This window comes from Micrococcus sp. EWR3.9.1, assembly GCF_052615555.1.
The window spans coordinates 21,802-39,804 of sequence record NZ_JBQXFD010000008.1; the positions used below are offsets into that span (position 1 = coordinate 21,802).

Sequence of the window (18,003 nt, forward strand, 5' to 3'; positions counted from 1 at the left end):
CTTCGAGAAGGCCCCCCGCAGACGCGGGGGGCCTTCGTCGTCCGGGGCGACGGGCCGCTGACAGGCGGCGACGCGGTGGGCACACTGGGTCGATGCCCGATTCCCCCTCCGCCCGCGCGACCGGCGGCGAGACCGCGCTCGTGGTGATCGACGTCCAGCACAGCTACTTCGAGCATCCCGCGCTGGCCGCCCATCAGTCCGAGCTGACGGCGGCGGTCGTGGAACTGCTCCGGGCCGCGCACGAGGCCGGCCGTCCCGTCTTCCTGGTGCGGACCGAGCACGCGCGGGACCGCTCCACGTGGACGTTGAACATGCTGGCCGACGACGAGGGCTTCGCCTTCCCGGGCACCCGGCAGGCCGCTCTGCTCGACGGGGTCGCGGCGGCCGCCCCGGACGCCGTCGAGGTCGTGAAGACCCGGGACTCCGCCTTCCACGGCACAGGACTGGCGGCCGAGCTGCGGGGCCGCGGGGTGGATCGGCTCCTGCTGTGCGGCGTCTCCACCCACAGCTGCATCGCCGAGACCGCCACGGCCGCGTTCGCCCTCGACTTCCACGCCGCGATCGCGACGGACGCGATCGCCTCCGAGGAGCCGGCGCTGGCCGCGGCGATGCTCGACTTCCTCCGCGACGAGATGCGTCAGCCGCTCCTCGGGCAGGACGAGGCACTCACCCTCCTGCGCACCGGCCTCGTCCCCGACCGGGGCTGAGGGGCGTTCACAGGATCTCGACGTCGCCCTCGTCCGCACGCGTGCGGTCCTGGGCGTCCTCCTCGATGTGCATGGCGGCGGACTCCGCATTGCGCAGGGAGTCCGGGGCACGTCCCTCCCCGGCCCGGTGCTGCGGGTCGTCCGAGCCGCCGCGCACGGGCTGGCCGTCGCGGCCGTCCTCCGGCTCGGGGTCGCCGGCGGCGTTGGGATCGGCGAGCAGGTCCGTCTCGAGCTCTCGTTCGTCCTCGCGGTCCTCGAAGGGGACGTCGGTCATGGTGCGGGTCCTTCCTCTCACGGGCGGGCCCGTCCGGCGCCGCCGTCGTCGTGGTGCCCCACACCCTAGTGAGGCCGCCCACGCCTCACCAGGGGGCGCCCGCGCCGGGGCCGTGGGCGCGGTCACCCGGCCGGGTGAGACCGTCCACTCGGCCGCGTCTCAGGCGGGGGGCCGGCGCGCGGGACCACGTAGGGTCGGGAGGATGAGCGATCCGACACCGCCCTTGAAGAATCCACTGGATCCTGAGCGGGCCGACACCCGCCCCTCCTCCGCCCCCACGGCCGACGGCGCCGTCGCCCCTGCCACCTCCGCCGCGGCCGCCCGCGACCGCGTCCTGCTGCCGTGGGTGTTCTGGCCCTCCGCGGTCATCGTGCTCTCCTTCGTGGGGGCCACGCTGCTCGCCCCCGAGCAGATGACCGTGGGCATCGGCCTGGTCCAGCAGGCCATCATCACGAACTTCTCGTGGTGGTACGCCCTCGTCGCCCTGTTCTTCGTGCTGTTCTGCGGCTACCTCGCGTTCTCCCGCAAGGGCGACATCACCCTGGGCAAGCCCGATGAGAAGCCCGAGTTCTCCACGCTGTCCTGGTTCTCCCTGCTCTTCGCGGCGGGCATGGGCATCGGCCTCGTGTTCTTCGGCATGACCGAGCCGCTCATGCACTTCACCTCGCCGCGGCCCGACGTGGCGGCCGCCAACCCCACCCAGGCGGAGGCCGCCCAGTCGGCGCTGGCCACCACGTTCCTGCACTGGGGCCTGCAGCCCTGGGCGATCTACGCGGTGGTGGGCGTGGCGGTCGCGCTGGCCATCCACCGGCGTGGCCGTCCCCTCGCGCTGCGCTGGGCCTTCGAGCCGCTGATCGGCGAGCGCCGCGTGCGCGGCGGCTGGGGCCACCTGATCGACAACATCGCCCTCATCGGCACCGTCTTCGGCGTGGCCACCTCGCTGGGCCTCGGCGTCACCCAGATGTCCGCGGGCCTGCGCGCGCTGGGCATCGTGCCCGAGGACAGCCCCTGGCTCGAGTACGCCATGATCGGCGCGGTCACCTGCGTGGTGCTCTACACCGTGGTCTCCGGTGTCGAGCGCGGCATGAAGTGGCTGTCCAACACCAACCTGATCCTGGCCGCCGGACTGCTGCTGTTCATCGCGATCGTGGGGCCCACCGCGTTCCTGCTCAAGGAGATGGTGCAGTCCCTCGGCTCCTACATGCAGTACTTCTTCGCGAACTCGCTCAACGTCTCCGCGTTCTACGGCGCCGAGGGCGACGCGTGGCAGGCCGGCTGGAGCGCGTACTACTGGGGCTGGTGGATGTCCTGGACGCCGTTCGTCGGCATCTTCATCGCCCGCATCTCGCGCGGTCGCACCGTGCGCGAGTTCATCGCCGGCGTGCTGCTGGTGCCCACCCTGGTCTGCGTGGTCTGGTTCGGCATCCTGGGCGGCACCGCGATCTTCCTCGAGACCACCCGCCCGGCCGGGTACACCTCCGTGGTGGGCGCGGACGGCGCCATCGACTCGAACACCGCGCTCTTCCAGGTGCTCGAGCAGCTGCCCGCGGGCATGATGCTCGTGGTCGGCGCCATCATCCTCTCGGGCATCTTCTTCATCACCTCCGCCGACTCGGGCTCGCTGGTGATGGGCATGCTCGCCACCGGCGGCGACGTGAACCCGAAGGCCACGGTGAAGATCTTCTTCGCCATCGCCACCTCGCTCATGGCCGCGGCCCTGCTGGCCGCCGGCGGCCTGTCCGCCATCCAGGTCCTGGCCATCACCATCGGCCTGCCGTTCTCCGTGCTGATGCTGCTGATCTGCCTGGCCACGTTCCGCTCGCTCGGCTACTCCGTGGCGCGGGTGGAGGCGGTGCGCCGTCAGGCCATGCTGGCCTCCATCAAGGACCGCCTGGGCCTCGAGTCCGACGACGACGAGGTGGTCGACGCCGGCCCCGTGGCGGCCTCGCAGTGGTGGGCCTCGCTCAGCCGGGACCACCAGCAGCGGATCGCCGATGCGGCCGCCGGCGTCCCGGCCTCGGAGGGGCCGCGCCGCACCCGGCTGCGCCGCCACGGGCACTGACGTCCGCCCCCGGGCGCCCTCCCGGCCCCGACGAGAACGGCCCCTGTCCCGCGCGGGACAGGGGCCGTCGTCGTCGTGGGGGTCAGTCCTCGTGGGACTGGCGGGTGCGGACCACCGGCAGGGTGCCGGTGCGGTCGTGGGCCGCGGCCGACGTGCGGGTGCCCGTGACGAACCAGGCGAGGGTCAGGACCGCGACCCACACGAGACCGATGATGAGCGCCTGGCGCGAATCCGGGATGGTGGCCATGGTGATCACCACGGTGGCCACGAACGCCAGGCCCAGGTAGGTGCCGACGCCGCCCAGCGGCATGGGGAAGGGGGACGGCTCCGCGCCCTGCTCCGCGACGCGCCTGCGCATGGCGCGGTGGGACAGGAAGATCATGGCCCAGGTCAGCACCACGGCGAACGAGGCGACGCCGGCCACCAGGCTGAAGGCGTTCGGGTCCACGGTGATCAGCACCGCGCCGAGCACCATCACGCCCAGCATCACGGCCACGGACAGCCACGGCACGCCGCCGCGGTTGGTGTGGGTGAAGGCCCGGGGTGCCTGGCCGTCGTGGGCCATCGCGTAGAGCAGGCGACCGGACGCGTAGATGCAGGCGTTGATCGCGGAGACGGCGGCGGTGAGCACCACGAAGTTCAGCAGGTGCGGGGCGAAGGGGACGCCGAGGCCCTCGAAGATCTGCACGAACGGGCTGGCCTTGCCGTCCACCTGGTTCCAGGGGACGAGGGCCATGATGACCGCCATCGTCAGCACGTAGAACAACAGGATGCGGATCGGCACCGTGTTGATGGCCTTGGGCAGCACCTTCTCCGGGTTCTTGGCCTCGCCCGCGGCCACGCCGAGGGTCTCGATGCCGCCGAAGGAGAACGTCACGATGGTGAGCGCGGTCAGCACGCCCAGGATGCCGTGCGGCAGGAATCCGCCGTGGTCCACGAGGTTCGCCAGGCTGGCCTGGGTGCCGTCCGCGGTGGAGGCGCCGGTGAAGAGCAGGATCACACCGCCGAAGATCATCGCCACGATGGCCCCGACCTTCACGAGCGTCAGCCAGAACTCGGCCTCACCGAAGTTGCCGACGTGCGTGAAGTTGATCAGGCCGACCACGAGGATCGTGGCGGCGACCCAGGCCCAGGCCGGGACCCCCGGGAACCAGAACGCCATGTACGTGGTGATGGCGGCGGTGTCCGCGACGATCACGACGGCCAGCTCGAAGACGAAGGTCCAGCCGGTCACGTAGCCGGCGAAGGGGCCGAGATAACGGGAGGCGTAGGCGGCGAAGGACCCGGAGACGGGCTCACGGAGCGTCATCTCGCCGAGGGCGCGCATCACGAGGAACACGGCGGCGCCAGCGACGAGGAAGGACAGGATCACGCCCGGCCCGGCGGCCTGGATGCCGCCGGCCGAGCCGTAGAAGAGGCCGGTGCCCACCGCCGTGCCCAGGGCGATGAACATGATGTGCCGCTGGCTCAGGCCGCGGTGCAGCTGCCCGCGGTCCGTGGTGGCCGCGCCGGGCTCGGCGACGCGGGAGCCGGAGGGGGAGGTGCTCACGTGAAGTCTCCGCTCGAAGGGGGGTGGATCAGGACACGCCATGGTGGCTCGTGACACAGCGTTCATGCCACTTTGTCCGGTGTGATGCGAGTCATCGTGGACGTTACGTCGCGTTCGTCCGGCCGGGCCGGATGATGTGACCTCGGCCACCGCCGATTCCCCGCGGAAGGTCTGTGGTGCCCCGGCGGGTCCCGGGGCGCGCCCGGCTCAGTCCATGAGCAGCCACGCGGCGGCGTCGTGCGCGAGCTGCCCGTCCTGCACGGCCTCTGCCTCCTCGAGGGAGAACAGGGCCCGGGAATGGCCCGCGGGCAGGTCGACGGGATCGGTCGACAGGTTCGCCATCACGAGCACGGTGCGCGCCGGGATCGGCTCGCCCGAGCCCAGGTGCCGGCCACCGCCCGAGGTGACCGTGAACGCCAGCACCCCGCGTGCGGGGTCGTGGTGCTCGGACCACGCGAACGTGCCCGTGCCCAGGTCGAGCTCGCCGCGGATCTGCAGCAGACGCCGGTACAGCTCGAACACGGAGCCCTCGACGCCGACCTGCCGGTCCGCCGCCAGCGCCCGGAAGGACGCGGGCTGGGGCAGCCACGGCGCGGCGACGCCGTCGGCCGCGGACGCGGGGCCGTCGTCGTCCGCGGGGGTCGAGAAGCCGTAGGACGTCTCGTCCGCGGCCCACGGCAGAGGGATGCGGCAGCCGTCGCGGCCGGGCTCCTTGCCGTCCGTGCGGAAGAAGTACGGGTCCTGGCGATGCTCGGCGGCGAGGGTGGTGTGCTCGGGCAGGCCCAGCTCGTCGCCCTGGTAGATGTACGCGGAGCCGGGCAGGCCCAGCTCCACCATCGCGGCGGCGCGGGCCCGACGGCGACCGACCGCCTCGTCTGGCTGCTCGTCCTCGGCCGTGATGCCGGCGGGGTAGGAGCTCGGGTCGGCGAGGCCGTAGCGGGAGGCGTGGCGCACCGTGTCGTGGTTCGAGAGCACCCAGGTGTTCGGGGCGCCGACCCGGCCGGCCTGCTCGAAGGACCGGTCGATCGCGTGGGTCAGCGAGGCGGCGTCCCAGCCGGCCATGAGGTAGGTGAAGTTGAAGGTCTGGTGCATCTCGCCGGGGCGGACGTACCGGAACATCCGCGAGAGCGGGGCCACCCACGCCTCGGCCACCATCATCGGCTCGTGGTCGTAGGAGTCCAGGACCCGCCGCCAGTCCCGGTAGACCTCGTGGACGCGGTCCTGGTCCATGAACGGGGTGAGCGGCTCGAAGGTGTCCGGGTCGAACGTGGGGTCGGCGTCCTCGCCCGCGTCCGTGACCATGCCCATGCGGGAGTGCTCGGCGTCCGGGTAGCCGGGCTGCTTGATGAGCCCGTGGGCCACGTCCACCCGGAAGCCGTCCACGCCGCGGTCCAGCCAGAACCGCAGGATGGAGCGGAACTCCTCGCGCACCTCCTCGTTCTCCCAGTTCAGGTCCGGCTGCGTGGTGTCGAACAGGTGCAGGTACCACTGGCCCGGGGTGCCGTCCACCTCGGTCACACGGGTCCAGGCCCCGCCGCCGAACGTGGACTCCCAGTTGTTGGGGGGCAGCTCGCCGTGCTCGCCGCGGCCCTCGGCGAAGTGGTAGCGGGCGCGCTCGGGGGAGCCGGGGGCGGCGGCCAGGGCGGCCTGGAACCACGCGTGCTCGGACGAGGTGTGGTTCGGCACGAGGTCCACGACCACGCGGATGCCGGCCTCGTGCGCGGCGGCGATCATCTCGTCCGCGTCCGCGAGCGTGCCGAACCGCGGGTCCACGGCGCGGTAGTCCGCGACGTCGTAGCCGGCGTCGTGCTGCGGGGAGAGGTAGAAGGGTGAGAGCCAGATCGCGTCCACGCCGAGCTGGGCCAGGTAGTCGAGGCGCGAGGTGACGCCGCGCAGGTCGCCCATGCCGTCCCCGTCCGCGTCCGCGAAGGAGCGCGGGTACACCTGGTAGATCACGGCGTCCACCCACCACGGGGTGACGGGCCGGTTCCGGGCTTCCGAGGGCGGGGTGCTCAGGCGCTGCGTGGTCATGGGATCCACCCTAGGCCCGACGCGGGAGCGCGCGCCCCGCGTGAGCGGCGTCGGCGGCGTGGTGTGCGTCTCGGGCGCCCGGCGCGGTCGGACGCAACGGCCGGCTCAGGTCAGCCGGGCCAGCATCCCGACGGCGGCCCAGCGGCGGTTCAGCCGTTCCTGCGCGACGCCGGCGGTCGCCTCGTCGCCCTCCTCGAGCGCGTCGATGAGCGTCCACAGGTCGAAGACGGAGTCGTCCGGCCACACGTGCCGCGTGAGGCCGCCGTAGTCCAGCTCGATCCACGAGTCGGGGTGGAACGCGCCGAGCCACTCCACCATCACCGTGAGCTCGCCGATCAGCTCCGCATCCGGGGCGTGCCGCGCGAGCACCGCCGCCGCGTGCCCGGCCCGCTCCCGGGCGGCCACGATCGGGGCGCGCCGGTACGCCGTGCGCTCGCCGTCCACGAGGCGCTTCACCGGCTCCTCGGGGTCGAACACCGTGAGCCAGCCGTGCGGCACACCCCACGTGGCCGTGCGCGTCTGCACGCGGTGGTGCTCCGGCGCGCCGCCCTCGTCCTGCGGGTCCTGGCCCGCCGCGTCCGGGTCGGGGGAGAGGCCCCACTCGTCCTCGAGCGCCACGAGCGCGCGGCCGCGGTTCATGGCGCGCGCCGCCGGCGGGATGGCGGCCTCGTGCAGCCGCGGCAGCATCGTCTCCTCGAGCATGGCCGCGGCCATCTCGGCGCGCAGGCCCCGCTCGTCCGGGCAGTAGAAGGCGGAGCGGTGCTCGTCCTGGAGGACCCGCACCAGGTCGTCCTCACCGGGTTCCGGGAACGGGTCGGCCACGGGCCGGGCCAGGCGACGCCGGGCCCGTTCGGCCGCCTCGGCCTCGACCTCGGCACGGGTGCGGTGGCCGCCGGCGATCAGCCGCGCCTGGACCGCGTCCGGGAACGCGGCCAGCGGCTGGAAGACGCGCAGGTGCGCGGTGCCGCGCGCGACACCCGGGGGCGGGCCGCCGTCGTCGTGGGTCATCGCGGGCTCGTCCGTGGTTCAGCCCAGCTCGACGACCACGGGCGCGTGGTCCGAGGCGCCCTTGCCCTTGCGCTCCTCGCGGTCGATCCAGGCGTCCGTGACCGTCCGTGCGAGGGCGGGGGAGCACAGTTGGAAGTCGATGCGCATGCCCTTCTTCTTGGGGAAGGCCAGGCCCGTGTAGTCCCAGTACGTGTACACGCCGGGGCCGGGGTGGCGCGGGCGCACCACGTCCACCAGCCCGGCGTCCTCGAACGCGTGGAACGCCGCGCGCTCGGCCGGGGAGACGTGCGTGTAGCCCTCGCGCTGGAACAGCTCGATGTCCCACACGTCCTCGTCCTGCGGAGCGATGTTCCAGTCGCCGGCCAGGGCGAGCCGGGTGTCCGGGTCCTCGGCGAGGCGAGCGGCCGCGTGCTCCTGGAGCACGCGCAGCCACTCGAGCTTGTAGCCCATGTGCTCGTTCTCCAGGCCGCGCCCGTTGGGCACGTACAGGCTCCACAGACGCACCGGGGCGACGCCGTCGGCCGCCTCGGCGCCCACGGTCGCCCCGATGGCGCGGGACTCCTCCTGCGGGTCCACGCCGCCCTTGCCGAAGTGCGGCTGGCCGGGGAAGCCGCGCTGCACGTCGCTCAGGCCGACGCGGGAGGCGATGGCCACGCCGTTCCACTGCGAGGTGCCGTTGTGCACCACCTCGTAGCCGGCGCGCTCGAAGAGCTCCCACGGGAAGTTCTCGTCCCGGCACTTGGTCTCCTGGATGGCCAGGACGTCGATGTCATGGCGCTCGAGGAAGGCCTCGACGCGGTCGGCGCGGGCACGGAGGGAGTTGACGTTCCAGGTGGCGATCTTCACCCGGCCAGGCTATCGAAGGGCGCGGACACCGTGGGATCGGCGCCTCAGCGCCACCAGTCGTCGTGGATCGTCACCGGCGTGGTGCGCTTGTGGCGGCTGCGGAGCCAGATGCCCTCGAGCTTCTCCGCGACCTCGGTCGGGACGTCCTTGCCCTCGAGGTAGTCGTCGATGTCCTCGTACGTCATCCCGAGTTCGGCCTCGTCCGTCTGGCCCGGCGTGCCGTCCAGCAGGTCCGCGGTGGGCACCTTGTTCCACAGGGGCTCGGGGGCTCCGAGTTCGCGGCCCAGCGCCCGCACCTGCCGCTTGTTCAGGCCGGCCAGCGGCAGGACGTCCGCGCCGCCGTCGCCGAACTTCGTGTAGAACCCGGTGACGGCCTCGGCCGCGTGGTCCGTGCCGATCACCAGCTGCCCGTGGGCGCCGGCCACCGCGTACTGGGCCGTCATGCGGATGCGGGCCTTCACGTTGCCCTGGTTGTAGTCCGAGATCGGCTCCCCCACGGCCTCAGCGAAGGCGGCGGCCAGACCCTGCACGGCCTCCGCGATGTTCAGGGTGACGTCCTGATCCGCACCCACGAAGTCCATGGCCGCCCGGGCATCCGCCTCGTCGTGCTGCACCTTGTAGGGCAGGCGCACGGCGGTGAACCGGGGGTTCTCGCGGGAGGGCACGACGTCGGCGCCCACCCCCGCCTCACCCGGCGGAGTGGTGTCGGGGCCGCCCAGGGCGACGGCGTCCGTGACGCCGAGCTGGGCGCGGCGACGCTCGACGGCGAGCTGGGCCAGCCGGCCGCCCACGGTGGAGTCCACGCCGCCGGAGATGCCCAGGACGAAGCCGGACGCGCCCGTGGCCGCGAGGTAGTCGGCGAGGAAGGCCACGCGCCGTTCGACTTCGGCCGCGGGGTCGATCTCAGGGAGGACGCACTGCTCGGCGATGATCCGCTGCTGGAGTTCACGCATGCCGGTCAGCGTAGGACCGGCCCCGCGCACGGGGACAGGGTCGGTCGGCGACGACGGCTCACGCGTCCGGGTGCCCCAGGTTGCGGGCGATGCGGCGCAGGACGCGGACGGCGTCGTCGATCTGGTCCCGCGGGACGTCCGCCGTCGCCTCGGCACGCAGGGCCTCGACCGCCTCACCGACGCGGGCGCCCGCGGTGCGGCCCGTGGCGGTGAGGGTGTAGAGGTCGCCCTCGACCGTCACCCAGCGGGACTCGACCAGCTCCTCGATCTGACCGGACACCGCGCCGCGCTGCTCCTCCTCGAAGCCGGCCTCGAGCTCGGCGCGGGACTGCGGGGCCACCGTGAGGGTGTTCAGAAACTGCCACTGGGCGCGGGTGAGGCCGTGCTCCTCGAGGCTCTCGGCCACGCGCGCCGCGATCAGGCCCTCGGTGAGGGTGAGCCAGTGCGCCAGGGGCAGGCCGGAGGGATGCTGGACGGCGTCGTCGTGCTGGATCTCGCTCATGGCCTGAGCCTAGCCAGTCCGGGACGGAAGCGGCAGGGGCGGTCGGGCCCGCACTAGCATGGGCGGCATGACCGACGCGCAGACCCCCACCGTCCCCACGCCCGAGCAGGACCGCGAGCGGCTCAAGCAGCTCATCCAGGATCTGGCTGTGGTGCACGGCCGGGTGACCCTGTCCTCCGGCAAGGAGGCGGACTACTACGTGGACCTGCGTCGGGTCACCCTGCACCACGAGGCCGCCCCGCTGATCGGCCGCGTGATGCTGCGCCTGCTCGAAGAGAACGGGATCGGGTTCGACGCCGTGGGCGGTCTCACCATGGGCGCCGACCCCGTGGCCACCGCGATGATGCACCAGGCCGGCGCCGCGGGCCGCGCGCTCGACGCGTTCGTGGTGCGCAAGGCGCAGAAGTCGTACGGCATGGGCCGGCAGGTGGAGGGCCCGGGCGTGGACGGGCGCCGCGTCGTCGTGCTGGAGGACACCTCGACGACGGGCGGCTCCGCGCTGACCGCCGTCGAGGGCGTGCGCAACGCGGGCGGCGACGTCCAGGCCGTGGCTGTGATCGTGGACCGTGCGACCGGCGCCGCCGAGCGCGTGGCCGAGGAGGCGGACGTGCCGTACCTGTACGCGTTCGGCAAGGACGAGCTCGGCCTCGACTGAGCCTCGGACTGCCCCGCGCGCCGCCCGCCTAGAGCCAGTCCGCGCGCTTGAACAGCACGAACAGCGTGAGGGCCACCGCCAGCATGAGTCCCAGGGCGAACGGATAGCCGAACGTCCAGTGCAGCTCGGGCATGCCGTCGAAGTTCATGCCGTAGACCGAGCCCACCAGCTGCGGCGCGAAGATGATCGCCGCCCAGGACGAGATCTGCTTGACCTGCTCGTTCTGGGCGATCGACTGCTCGGACAGCCGCTTCGACGCCAGCGTCGAGTCCAGCTCGAGGGCGCTGTGGAGCATCTGGCGCATGGTCGTCACGCGCTCGTTGATCTGGACGGTGTGGTCGTGGACGTCACGCAGGCGGCGCAGGTTCTCCACCTCGAGGCGCGCCTGATCGCTGAGCTCCTCGTCCTCCCAGGCGTGGGCGTCGTCGCGCCGGGGCAGGCCGTCGGCGTCGAGGCGGCGGGTGTCCTCGTGCAGGCGGGTGCGCACCTCCTCCTGGAGCTGTTCCACGATGGACGGCAGCGCGCGGATGGCGTGCTGGAAGTTCAGCACCTCGCGGGAGAGCTGGTAGATGCGCCGGGAGACGTGCCCGTCGCCGGCGAAGACCTGGCCCTCGATCTCCTCGATGTCCTGTTCGAGGCCGTCGGCCACGGGGAAGTAGTCGTCCACGACCCGGTCCAGGATCTCCAGGGTGACCTGCCACGGCCCCATCGCGAGGCGCTCGCGGCCCTCCGTCTCCAGGAACCGACGCACGGCGGCCAGGTCAGGCTCCTCCGCGTGACGCACCGTCACCACGTAGTGCTCGCCGGTGAAGACGCTCAGCTCGCCGAACTCCACGGTCTCGGTGCGGTCGATGTAGCGGGCCGGGTGCAGGACCATGAACGAGTCCTCGCCGTAGCGGTCCAGCTTGGCGCGCTCGCCCCCGGTGAGGGCGTCCTCGACGGCGAGCGGGTGCAGGCGCAGCTCTTCCGCGACCGCTTGGAGCTCGGCCATGTCCGGGCGGTACAGGCCCAGCCAGGCCATGCCGCCGGTGCGCTCGCACGCCTCCCAGGTGTCTTCGAGGGTGGAGGGGGCGTGGACGCGCCGCCCGTCCACGTACACGGCGTTGTCGATCATGCTCACCCGGACATTCTCCCCGACGGCGGCCCCCGGCGGATTCCAGGATGCGCGCGCTACGGTGGCGCCATGAAGACTCCGCGTCATGCCCCGCCCGTCGTCCGCGACGGCAAGACCCTGCTCCCCGCCCACGCCGTCTCCACGGCCCCGGTCACCGCATTCGGTCTGATCGGCGGCTACCTGACCGCCCGTGAGACCGGCATCCGGCCGCTCGGCGGTGTCGTGCTGGCCACCGCCGGCCTGTATGCCGGCCGGACGTGGTTGGCCACGCGTGGGCCGGCCGTCACCGGGGGCCTGGCCGCCCTGTACCTCGGCGGCTTCGGCGCCTCCCACCCGCTGGCCAAGAAGATCGGTGCGTGGCCGGCGGTGCTCTCCGTGGCCGCGGTGTCCGCCGGGGCCGCCTGGGCCGCCGTCGACCGGTCCGAGGCCGGCCGCTGAGCGAGCCCGCGCCGGCCGAGGACGGCGCCGCGCCCCGCGAGGTCGGCGTGGGCCCGTGGACCGGCCCGTGGCCGGAGGACCCCCGCTACGACCCGGAGCTGCTCGCGCACGGCGACCGCCGCAACGTGCTCGACCACTACCGCTATTGGAGCCTCGAGGCGATCGTCGCGGACCTCGACGCGCGGCGCCACCCGTTCCACGTGGCCATCGAGAACTGGCAGCACGACCTGAACATCGGCACCGTCGTGCGCACCGCCAACGCGTTCAACGCCGCCGGGGTGCACATCATCGGGCGGCGCCGCTGGAACCGGCGCGGCGCCATGGTCACCGACCGCTACCTGCACGTGCGCCACCACGAGACGGTGGAGGCGTTCACGGAGTGGGCGGCGGGGGAGGGGCTGCCCGTGCTCGGCGTGGACCTGTTCCCCGAGTCGGTGCCGGTGGAGACCTTCGACTTCCCGCGCGCCTGCGTGCTCGTCTTCGGGCAGGAGGGGCCGGGGCTCTCTGCGGAGGTGCGGGCGGCGTCGAGCGCGGTGCTGTCCATCGCGCAGTACGGCTCCACCCGCTCGATCAACGCGGGCGTGGCCGCCGGCATCGCGATGCACGCGTGGATTCGGCAGCACGCGGCCGTCCCCTGAGTCCGGCGCGAGCCAGACGATTCCGTGCTGAAAGGAGACTCTGGGCCGCAGATTCGTCTGGCTCGCCGCGCAGAACGGCGCAGGACCGCGCAGGACCGCGCCGACGACGTGCGGTGTGACGGCCTCAGCCCGCGAAGGGCCGGGCCGGCAGACCCGTCACCCCCGGGCGGACGGCGAACAGGGCCCCGGCCAGCGGGTCCTCGCCGCGCTCCAGGTTCTCCCAGGAGGTGGTGATGTAGAGGGTGCCGAGGTCGTCGCCGCCGAAGGTGCACGCCGTCGTCTTCTGCACGGGCACCTCGACCACCTCGTCGAGCGTCCCCTCGGGCGTGTACCGGTGGATCTGCCCGTGGCTGATCACGGCCACCCAGATCCCGCCCTCGGCGTCCACGGTGAGCCCGTCCGGCTTGCCCTCGCCGTCGAGCACGTCCACGAGCACGCGGCGGTTCGTCAGGCCCTCCTCGCGGGAGTAGTCGAACACGGCCACCTGCCGTGTGGGGGTGTCGTTGTAGTAGGCCCGCGTGCCGTCCGGGCTCCACTCGAGGCCGTTGGACGTCGTCGCGCCGGTCAGCACGACGTCCACCTCGCCGGCGCCGCCGTCGGGGCCGGGGGCGAGCCGGTAGAGGTTCGCGGCGCCGGGGGTCTTGGCGTACGCCATGGTGCCGCAGTGGAACCGGCCGTCCGGGTCACAGCCGCCCTCGTTCATCCGGATCCCGGCGTCCGCGCCCCACAGCTCGGGCAGCGTCGTCAGCTCGCCCTCGGGCGAGATCAGGGCGAAGCCCCGCTCCACCGCGACGACGGCGCCACCCCCCGCACGCGGGCGCAGCGCGGCGGCCACGTCGCCGACGTGCGTGCGGTCCACCGTCCCGTCGGTGCGCAGGGACAGGACGTCCCCGGCGAGCATGTCCACCCAGCGCAGGCCGCCGCCGGCGGTCACGCCCTCGGCGGCGCTGCCCCACGAGGCGGCCCAGACGGGGCCCTCGCCGTGGTAGGCGATGGGATCGGTGACCTGCTCGGCGCGCATGACTGCTCCTTCGGTGGGCGGGACGGTCCTGGCCCCGACGCTAGCCGAGGCTCAGAACCACCCGCACGAGTCGGCGGTCCAGCGGTCGGCGAGGGTCGCGTCCAGGAACGCCCCCATCCGCGGCAGCGAGGCCACGTGGCCGCCCACGTGGGTCGGGGTGAGGAGCGGGTCGAAACGCACCCGCGCGCCCTCCGCGCACCAGCGGCGGCCCAGGTCGCGGCCGGTGCGGTACGGGATGACGTCGTCCGTGACGGAGTGCGCGATCATCACCGGCACGTCCGGACGGCGGCCCGGTGCGCCGATCCGCTGCTCGGCGAGGATCCCGGCCAGCTCGGCATCGGAGCGGACGAGCTCAGGGAAGTCCTGCCCCGTGTGGGTCAGTGTGGCGGAGTCGAGGTGCGCGTAGGCGAGGCTGCCTGCCAGGCAGGTCTCGGCCGCGCCGTCGAGGGCCGTCAGGCCGGTCTCGTTGAGGTGCGTGGCCGGGTCCACGTCGTACGCGGCGAGCTGCCCGGCCATCGCGTAGAGCAGGAAGGCCGCGTAGAGACCGCCGTCGATCCGGCCCGCGACCTGCACGAGGTCGGCCGGCGGGGCGCCCGCGTAGGCGCCCTTGAGGTCCAGCTCCGGGGCGTACTCGGGCGCGAGCTCGGCGGCGGCCGCGGCCGCCCCGCCGCCCTGTGAGTAGCCCGCGAGCGCGACCGGCGCGGTCGCGGTGACGCCCGACCCCGACACCTGGGCGGCCGCGCGCACCGCGTCGAGGACGGCGTGCGCCTGGGCCTCCCGGACCATGTAGGTGTGCGTGCCCGGGGTGCCCAGGCCCTCGTAGTCGGTGACGACCACGGCGTGGCCGCGGCTCAGCAGGGACGTGATCCCGACGCCCTCGTACTGCACGCCGGTGGAGAGGGTGCGGGACGGGGCGCAGCGGTCCGCCGCCCCCTGGGTCCCCACCGCGTAGCTGATCACGGGGCGCTCGCCGGCGCCCGTCCACGGGGCGGTGGGGGTCAGCACGGTGCCGGTCACGGCGATGGGTCGGCCCTGGGCGTCCTGCGAGGCGTACATGATGCGCGTGGCGTGCGCCGGCACCTGCACCAGTCGCACCGGGTCCAGGTAGAAGGCGGTGGGCTCGGTGCGGATCAGGGCGCCGGGGGTCGAGGGCAGGGTGGTGGGCGGCAGGTAGAAGGGGTCGTCGGCCGAGGCGGCCGCCAGGGTGTCCCGGGCCGCGTTCCAGCGGGCGTCCTCGGCCGTCGTGGCCGGCTGCGAGAGGTCCTCGACGGCGGAGCTCACCTCCGGCGCGTCGGGGGCAGGGGCGGACTCCTGGGCCAGGGCCGCGTGTGGCGCGCCGAACCCGGCGACGACGGCCACGGCGGCGGCCAGGGCGAGGGGGCGGGAGGGGCGGCGTACGGGGGCCATGGCGGTCTCCGGTCTCTCGGATGCGAATGTGACGCAGCTCATCCTAAGGTAACGGCGGGGTCGTGCCCAGACCGGCGTCGCCGTCGGGCCCGGGGCCCTGGGGCGGGTCCGGCCGCGCGGATAGGATGAGCCCGAGGGTGTCGCGCCCGCCGCGCTCCCCCGCCTGCCTGAGTCGACGACGCCTAGGAGCTGCAGCATGCCCATCGCATCCCCGGAGAAGTACGCCGAGATGATCGACGCCGCCAAGAACGGCGCCTTCGCCTACCCGGCGATCAACGTCACCAGCTCCCAGACCCTGAACGCCGCCATCCGCGGCTTCGCCGAGGCCGGCTCGGACGGCATCATCCAGGTCTCCACCGGCGGTGCCGCCTACTTCTCCGGCTCCTCCGTGAAGGACATGGTCGCCGGCTCGCTGGCGTTCGCCGCGTTCGCGCGCGAGGTCGCCAAGAAGCACTCCGTGAACATCGCCCTGCACACGGACCACTGCCCCCAGGACAAGCTCGAGGACTTCGTCCTGCCCCTGCTGGACGCCTCCGAGGCCGAGGTGAAGGCCGGGCGCGACCCGATCTTCAACTCCCACATGTGGGACGGCTCCGCCGAGACCCTCGAGGAGAACCTGCGGATCGGCCGCGAGCTGCTCGCCCGCACCCACGCCAACAAGCAGATCCTCGAGGTGGAGATCGGCGTCGTGGGCGGCGAGGAGGACGGCGTGGCCCACGAGATCAACGAGAAGCTCTACACCACCGTGGCGGACGGCATCGCCACGGTGGAGGCACTCGGCCTCGGCGAGAACGGTCGCTACCTCACCGCGCTGACCTTCGGCAACGTGCACGGCGTCTACAAGCCGGGCAACGTGAAGCTGCGCCCGGAGATCCTGCAGGAGATCCAGCAGGCCGTGGGTGAGAAGTTCGGCAGGGAGCGCCCGTTCGACCTCGTGTTCCACGGCGGCTCCGGCTCCGCCGCCCAGGAGATCGCCGACTCGGTGGAGTACGGCGTCGTGAAGATGAACGTGGACACGGACACCCAGTACGCGTTCACCCGCCCCGTGGCCGGGCACATGTTCGAGAACTACGACGGCGTCCTGAAGGTCGACGGCGAGGTCGGCGACAAGAAGCAGTACGACCCCCGCGTGTGGGGCGCCAAGGCCGAGGAGGCCATGGCCGCCCGCGTGGTCCAGGCCTGCACCGAGCTGAACTCGGCCGGCAAGAGCATCGGCTGACCCCGCCGTCCGCCGCACCGGCCCGCACCCTCGCGTGAGGGTGCGGGCCGGCGTCGTCCTCAGCCCTCCCGCTCCTCCTGGGCCTGGAGGAACTCGAAGACCTCGCGCTCGTCCACACCGGGGAAGGTCTGCGTGGGCATGGCCGCCAGCAGATGCGCGTGCATGCGGGCCGCGGGCCACACGTGCCCGCCCCACGCGGCCTCGAGCTCGGGGTCGGGGCGGCGGCAGCAGCGCGGATCCGGGCACGTGGAGGTGACCCGGTGGCGGGTGTCCGCGCCGCGGAAGTACCGGGCATGCTCGAACGGGGTGCCCACGGAGAGGGCGAACAGTCCGTCGGGGCCGTTCTCGATCATCGAGGTGCACCAGAACGTCCCGTTGGGCGAGTCCGTGTACTGGGCGTGGGCGCGGAACCGGTCGTTGCGGGAGAACGCCTGCCGTGCGCCCCACTTCCGGCACGCCTGCTGGCCCTCGATCGCACCGGTGTGGTCGGCGGGGAACACGATCCCGTCATTCTCGTAGGCCTTGTGGATCACCCCGGTCTCGTGGACCTTCTGGAAGTGGCAGCGGATGCCCAGGTCCACGGTGGCCAGGTTGGTGAACCGGTGCGCGGCGGCCTCATAGGAGACGCCGAACGCGTCCTTCAGGTCGTCCACGGACAGGTCCCGGCGCTTCTGGGCGGCCCGCAGCAGCGACGACGCCGCCCGCTGCGGCATGAGCAGCGCGCCCGCCAGGTAGTTCACCGCCACACGCTGGGCGAGGAAGTCCTCGTAGTCCCGCGGCTCGCCGTGGCCCAGGACGGCGGCGGCGAGGGCCTGGAGCACCACCGTGCGGCGGTCGTGGTCCGACGAGCGGGAGCCGCTGATGTGGATGCGCCCGTGCTTGAGGTCCGTGACGGAGCGCGTGGAGTGCGGCAGGTCCGGGACGAAGCGCAGGGTGAAGCCGAGGTGCTCGGCCAGCTCCGAGACCGCGTGCAGGCCCAGCGGCCCGCCCGTGTGGCCGATCGCGTCGAGCAGCCGATGCGCCTCGGCCTCGAGGTCGGGGTAGTGGTTGTCCACCGCGCGCATCCGGGCGCGCAGCTGGGCGTTGGCGCGGCGCGCCTCCTCGGGGGTGGCGGCCTGCTCCTCCAGGCGACGGCGCAGCTCGGCCTCCAGCCCCGCGATCACCTCGAGGACCTCGGTGGGGGTGCGGGGCCCGATGCGCAGCGGCGGCAGGCCGAGGGAGGCGTAGTGCTCCGAGCGCGCGAACCGTTCGACCTCGATCTCCAGTTCGGCCCGACGGGTGGGGGCCCGGCCGGTCAGCAGGTCCTCGACCGGCACGCCCAGGACCTCCGCGATCCGCTGGACCAGCGAGAGCCGCGGCTCGCGGCGGGCGTTCTCCACGAGGGACAGGTGCGAGCCGCTGACTCCCGTGCGCTCCGCGAGCTGGTCCAGGGTGAGGCCGGCCTGCTTGCGCAGGTGCCGGACGCGGCGGCCCAGCGCGACGGTGTCCACGGTCGCGCTGTCCTCGGGAAGCGGGCGGGTCATCATGCGCGGAACTGTAGACGGAACCGGGGAGGAGATCACGTGTTTCGGAAAGAAAG

Annotated in this window: 17 protein-coding genes; 6 read left to right on the forward strand and 11 right to left on the reverse strand. The window is 73.0% G+C overall.

What is annotated here, in order from left to right; all coding sequences use genetic code 11:
• Positions 1–92 precede the first annotated feature (92 nt).
• Positions 93–707 (forward strand): cysteine hydrolase family protein, encoded by a 615-nt coding sequence (locus ACUJ8O_RS06665; RefSeq protein WP_069941069.1) that lies wholly within the window; start codon positions 93–95, stop codon positions 705–707.
• A gap of 7 nt (positions 708–714) precedes the next feature.
• Here ACUJ8O_RS06665 and ACUJ8O_RS06670 read toward each other — a convergent pair whose 3' ends face one another.
• On the reverse strand, positions 715–981 hold the full coding sequence (locus tag ACUJ8O_RS06670) for a hypothetical protein (RefSeq protein ID WP_041103606.1): 267 nt from the start codon (positions 979–981) through the stop codon (positions 715–717).
• Positions 982–1,183: 202 nt separating this feature from the next.
• On the opposite strand from ACUJ8O_RS06670, the gene ACUJ8O_RS06675 reads away from it, so the two are divergent.
• Positions 1,184–3,043, forward strand: a complete 1,860-nt coding sequence (locus tag ACUJ8O_RS06675) for a BCCT family transporter (RefSeq protein WP_069941068.1) — start codon at positions 1,184–1,186, stop codon at positions 3,041–3,043.
• Between the two features lie 82 nt (positions 3,044–3,125).
• On the opposite strand, the gene ACUJ8O_RS06680 is transcribed toward ACUJ8O_RS06675, so the two are convergent.
• The 6 genes from ACUJ8O_RS06680 to ACUJ8O_RS06705 all read right to left on the reverse strand — a co-directional run bounded on the left by ACUJ8O_RS06680 (position 3,126) and on the right by ACUJ8O_RS06705 (position 9,932).
• Positions 3,126–4,592 carry an amino acid permease gene (locus ACUJ8O_RS06680; RefSeq protein WP_445373255.1) on the reverse strand — a complete coding sequence of 489 codons (1,467 nt, stop codon included), beginning with the start codon at positions 4,590–4,592 and terminating at the stop codon, positions 3,126–3,128.
• A 207-nt stretch (positions 4,593–4,799) separates the two neighbouring features.
• Positions 4,800–6,623 (reverse strand): glycoside hydrolase family 13 protein, encoded by a 1,824-nt coding sequence (locus tag ACUJ8O_RS06685; protein ID WP_445373256.1) that lies wholly within the window; start codon positions 6,621–6,623, stop codon positions 4,800–4,802.
• A gap of 105 nt (positions 6,624–6,728) precedes the next feature.
• Positions 6,729–7,631, reverse strand: a complete 903-nt coding sequence (locus tag ACUJ8O_RS06690) for a hypothetical protein (RefSeq protein ID WP_060973769.1) — start codon at positions 7,629–7,631, stop codon at positions 6,729–6,731.
• Positions 7,632–7,649: 18 nt separating this feature from the next.
• The gene (locus tag ACUJ8O_RS06695; RefSeq protein WP_036340253.1) at positions 7,650–8,477 is read right to left on the reverse strand and encodes an exodeoxyribonuclease III; all 828 of its coding nucleotides are present in this window, start codon (positions 8,475–8,477) and stop codon (positions 7,650–7,652) included.
• 44 nt (positions 8,478–8,521) lie between these two features.
• Entirely contained in the window at positions 8,522–9,430 is a 909-nt protein-coding gene (gene nadE, locus ACUJ8O_RS06700; protein ID WP_036340250.1) for an ammonia-dependent NAD(+) synthetase, read from the reverse strand.
• A gap of 58 nt (positions 9,431–9,488) precedes the next feature.
• Entirely contained in the window at positions 9,489–9,932 is a 444-nt protein-coding gene (locus ACUJ8O_RS06705) for a MarR family winged helix-turn-helix transcriptional regulator (RefSeq protein ID WP_036340247.1), read from the reverse strand.
• 58 nt (positions 9,933–9,990) lie between these two features.
• On the opposite strand from ACUJ8O_RS06705, the gene pyrE reads away from it, so the two are divergent.
• The gene (gene pyrE, locus ACUJ8O_RS06710; RefSeq protein ID WP_036340244.1) at positions 9,991–10,587 is read left to right on the forward strand and encodes an orotate phosphoribosyltransferase; all 597 of its coding nucleotides are present in this window, start codon (positions 9,991–9,993) and stop codon (positions 10,585–10,587) included.
• A 28-nt stretch (positions 10,588–10,615) separates the two neighbouring features.
• Here pyrE and ACUJ8O_RS06715 read toward each other — a convergent pair whose 3' ends face one another.
• Positions 10,616–11,701 (reverse strand): magnesium and cobalt transport protein CorA, encoded by a 1,086-nt coding sequence (locus tag ACUJ8O_RS06715; RefSeq protein ID WP_036340280.1) that lies wholly within the window; start codon positions 11,699–11,701, stop codon positions 10,616–10,618.
• A 69-nt stretch (positions 11,702–11,770) separates the two neighbouring features.
• Here ACUJ8O_RS06715 and ACUJ8O_RS06720 point away from each other — a divergent pair, with 69 nt between their 5' ends.
• A complete protein-coding gene (locus tag ACUJ8O_RS06720; protein WP_127445861.1) occupies positions 11,771–12,139 on the forward strand; it encodes a hypothetical protein in 369 nt (122 codons plus the stop codon).
• The gene (locus ACUJ8O_RS06725; RefSeq protein WP_170748090.1) at positions 12,136–12,777 is read left to right on the forward strand and encodes a TrmH family RNA methyltransferase; all 642 of its coding nucleotides are present in this window, start codon (positions 12,136–12,138) and stop codon (positions 12,775–12,777) included. Before ACUJ8O_RS06720 ends, ACUJ8O_RS06725 begins: the two co-directional genes overlap by 4 nt.
• Before the next feature lie 124 nt (positions 12,778–12,901).
• Here the strand turns inward: ACUJ8O_RS06725 and ACUJ8O_RS06730 are convergent, their stop codons facing one another.
• Together ACUJ8O_RS06730 and ACUJ8O_RS06735 are read right to left on the reverse strand one after the other, a co-directional pair.
• Positions 12,902–13,798 carry an SMP-30/gluconolactonase/LRE family protein gene (locus ACUJ8O_RS06730; protein ID WP_020626752.1) on the reverse strand — a complete coding sequence of 299 codons (897 nt, stop codon included), beginning with the start codon at positions 13,796–13,798 and terminating at the stop codon, positions 12,902–12,904.
• Positions 13,799–13,849: 51 nt separating this feature from the next.
• Entirely contained in the window at positions 13,850–15,205 is a 1,356-nt protein-coding gene (locus tag ACUJ8O_RS06735) for a lipase family protein (protein ID WP_445373257.1), read from the reverse strand.
• 196 nt (positions 15,206–15,401) lie between these two features.
• On the opposite strand from ACUJ8O_RS06735, the gene fbaA reads away from it, so the two are divergent.
• Entirely contained in the window at positions 15,402–16,424 is a 1,023-nt protein-coding gene (gene fbaA / locus ACUJ8O_RS06740) for a class II fructose-bisphosphate aldolase (protein WP_036341084.1), read from the forward strand.
• Between the two features lie 59 nt (positions 16,425–16,483).
• Here the strand turns inward: fbaA and ACUJ8O_RS06745 are convergent, their stop codons facing one another.
• The gene (locus tag ACUJ8O_RS06745; protein ID WP_078025969.1) at positions 16,484–17,950 is read right to left on the reverse strand and encodes a helix-turn-helix domain-containing protein; all 1,467 of its coding nucleotides are present in this window, start codon (positions 17,948–17,950) and stop codon (positions 16,484–16,486) included.
• Between the last annotated feature and the right edge of the window lie 53 nt (positions 17,951–18,003).

What these genes read in the sequence shown, in the direction of transcription:
- ACUJ8O_RS06705 (WP_036340247.1), bottom strand. Translation starts at nt 9,932, where the DNA reads ATGAGCGAGATCCAGCACGACGACGCCGTCCAGCATCCCTCCGGCCTG.
- ACUJ8O_RS06735 (WP_445373257.1), bottom strand. Translation starts at nt 15,205, where the DNA reads ATGGCCCCCGTACGCCGCCCCTCCCGCCCCCTCGCCCTGGCCGCCGCC.
- ACUJ8O_RS06670 (WP_041103606.1), bottom strand. Translation starts at nt 981, where the DNA reads ATGACCGACGTCCCCTTCGAGGACCGCGAGGACGAACGAGAGCTCGAG.
- ACUJ8O_RS06685 (WP_445373256.1), bottom strand. Translation starts at nt 6,623, where the DNA reads ATGACCACGCAGCGCCTGAGCACCCCGCCCTCGGAAGCCCGGAACCGG.
- ACUJ8O_RS06665 (WP_069941069.1), top strand. Translation starts at nt 93, where the DNA reads ATGCCCGATTCCCCCTCCGCCCGCGCGACCGGCGGCGAGACCGCGCTC.
- nadE (WP_036340250.1), bottom strand. Translation starts at nt 9,430, where the DNA reads ATGCGTGAACTCCAGCAGCGGATCATCGCCGAGCAGTGCGTCCTCCCT.
- ACUJ8O_RS06715 (WP_036340280.1), bottom strand. Translation starts at nt 11,701, where the DNA reads ATGATCGACAACGCCGTGTACGTGGACGGGCGGCGCGTCCACGCCCCC.
- ACUJ8O_RS06720 (WP_127445861.1), top strand. Translation starts at nt 11,771, where the DNA reads ATGAAGACTCCGCGTCATGCCCCGCCCGTCGTCCGCGACGGCAAGACC.
- ACUJ8O_RS06745 (WP_078025969.1), bottom strand. Translation starts at nt 17,950, where the DNA reads ATGATGACCCGCCCGCTTCCCGAGGACAGCGCGACCGTGGACACCGTC.
- ACUJ8O_RS06675 (WP_069941068.1), top strand. Translation starts at nt 1,184, where the DNA reads ATGAGCGATCCGACACCGCCCTTGAAGAATCCACTGGATCCTGAGCGG.
- fbaA (WP_036341084.1), top strand. Translation starts at nt 15,402, where the DNA reads ATGCCCATCGCATCCCCGGAGAAGTACGCCGAGATGATCGACGCCGCC.
- pyrE (WP_036340244.1), top strand. Translation starts at nt 9,991, where the DNA reads ATGGGCGGCATGACCGACGCGCAGACCCCCACCGTCCCCACGCCCGAG.
- ACUJ8O_RS06730 (WP_020626752.1), bottom strand. Translation starts at nt 13,798, where the DNA reads ATGCGCGCCGAGCAGGTCACCGATCCCATCGCCTACCACGGCGAGGGC.
- ACUJ8O_RS06690 (WP_060973769.1), bottom strand. Translation starts at nt 7,631, where the DNA reads ATGACCCACGACGACGGCGGCCCGCCCCCGGGTGTCGCGCGCGGCACC.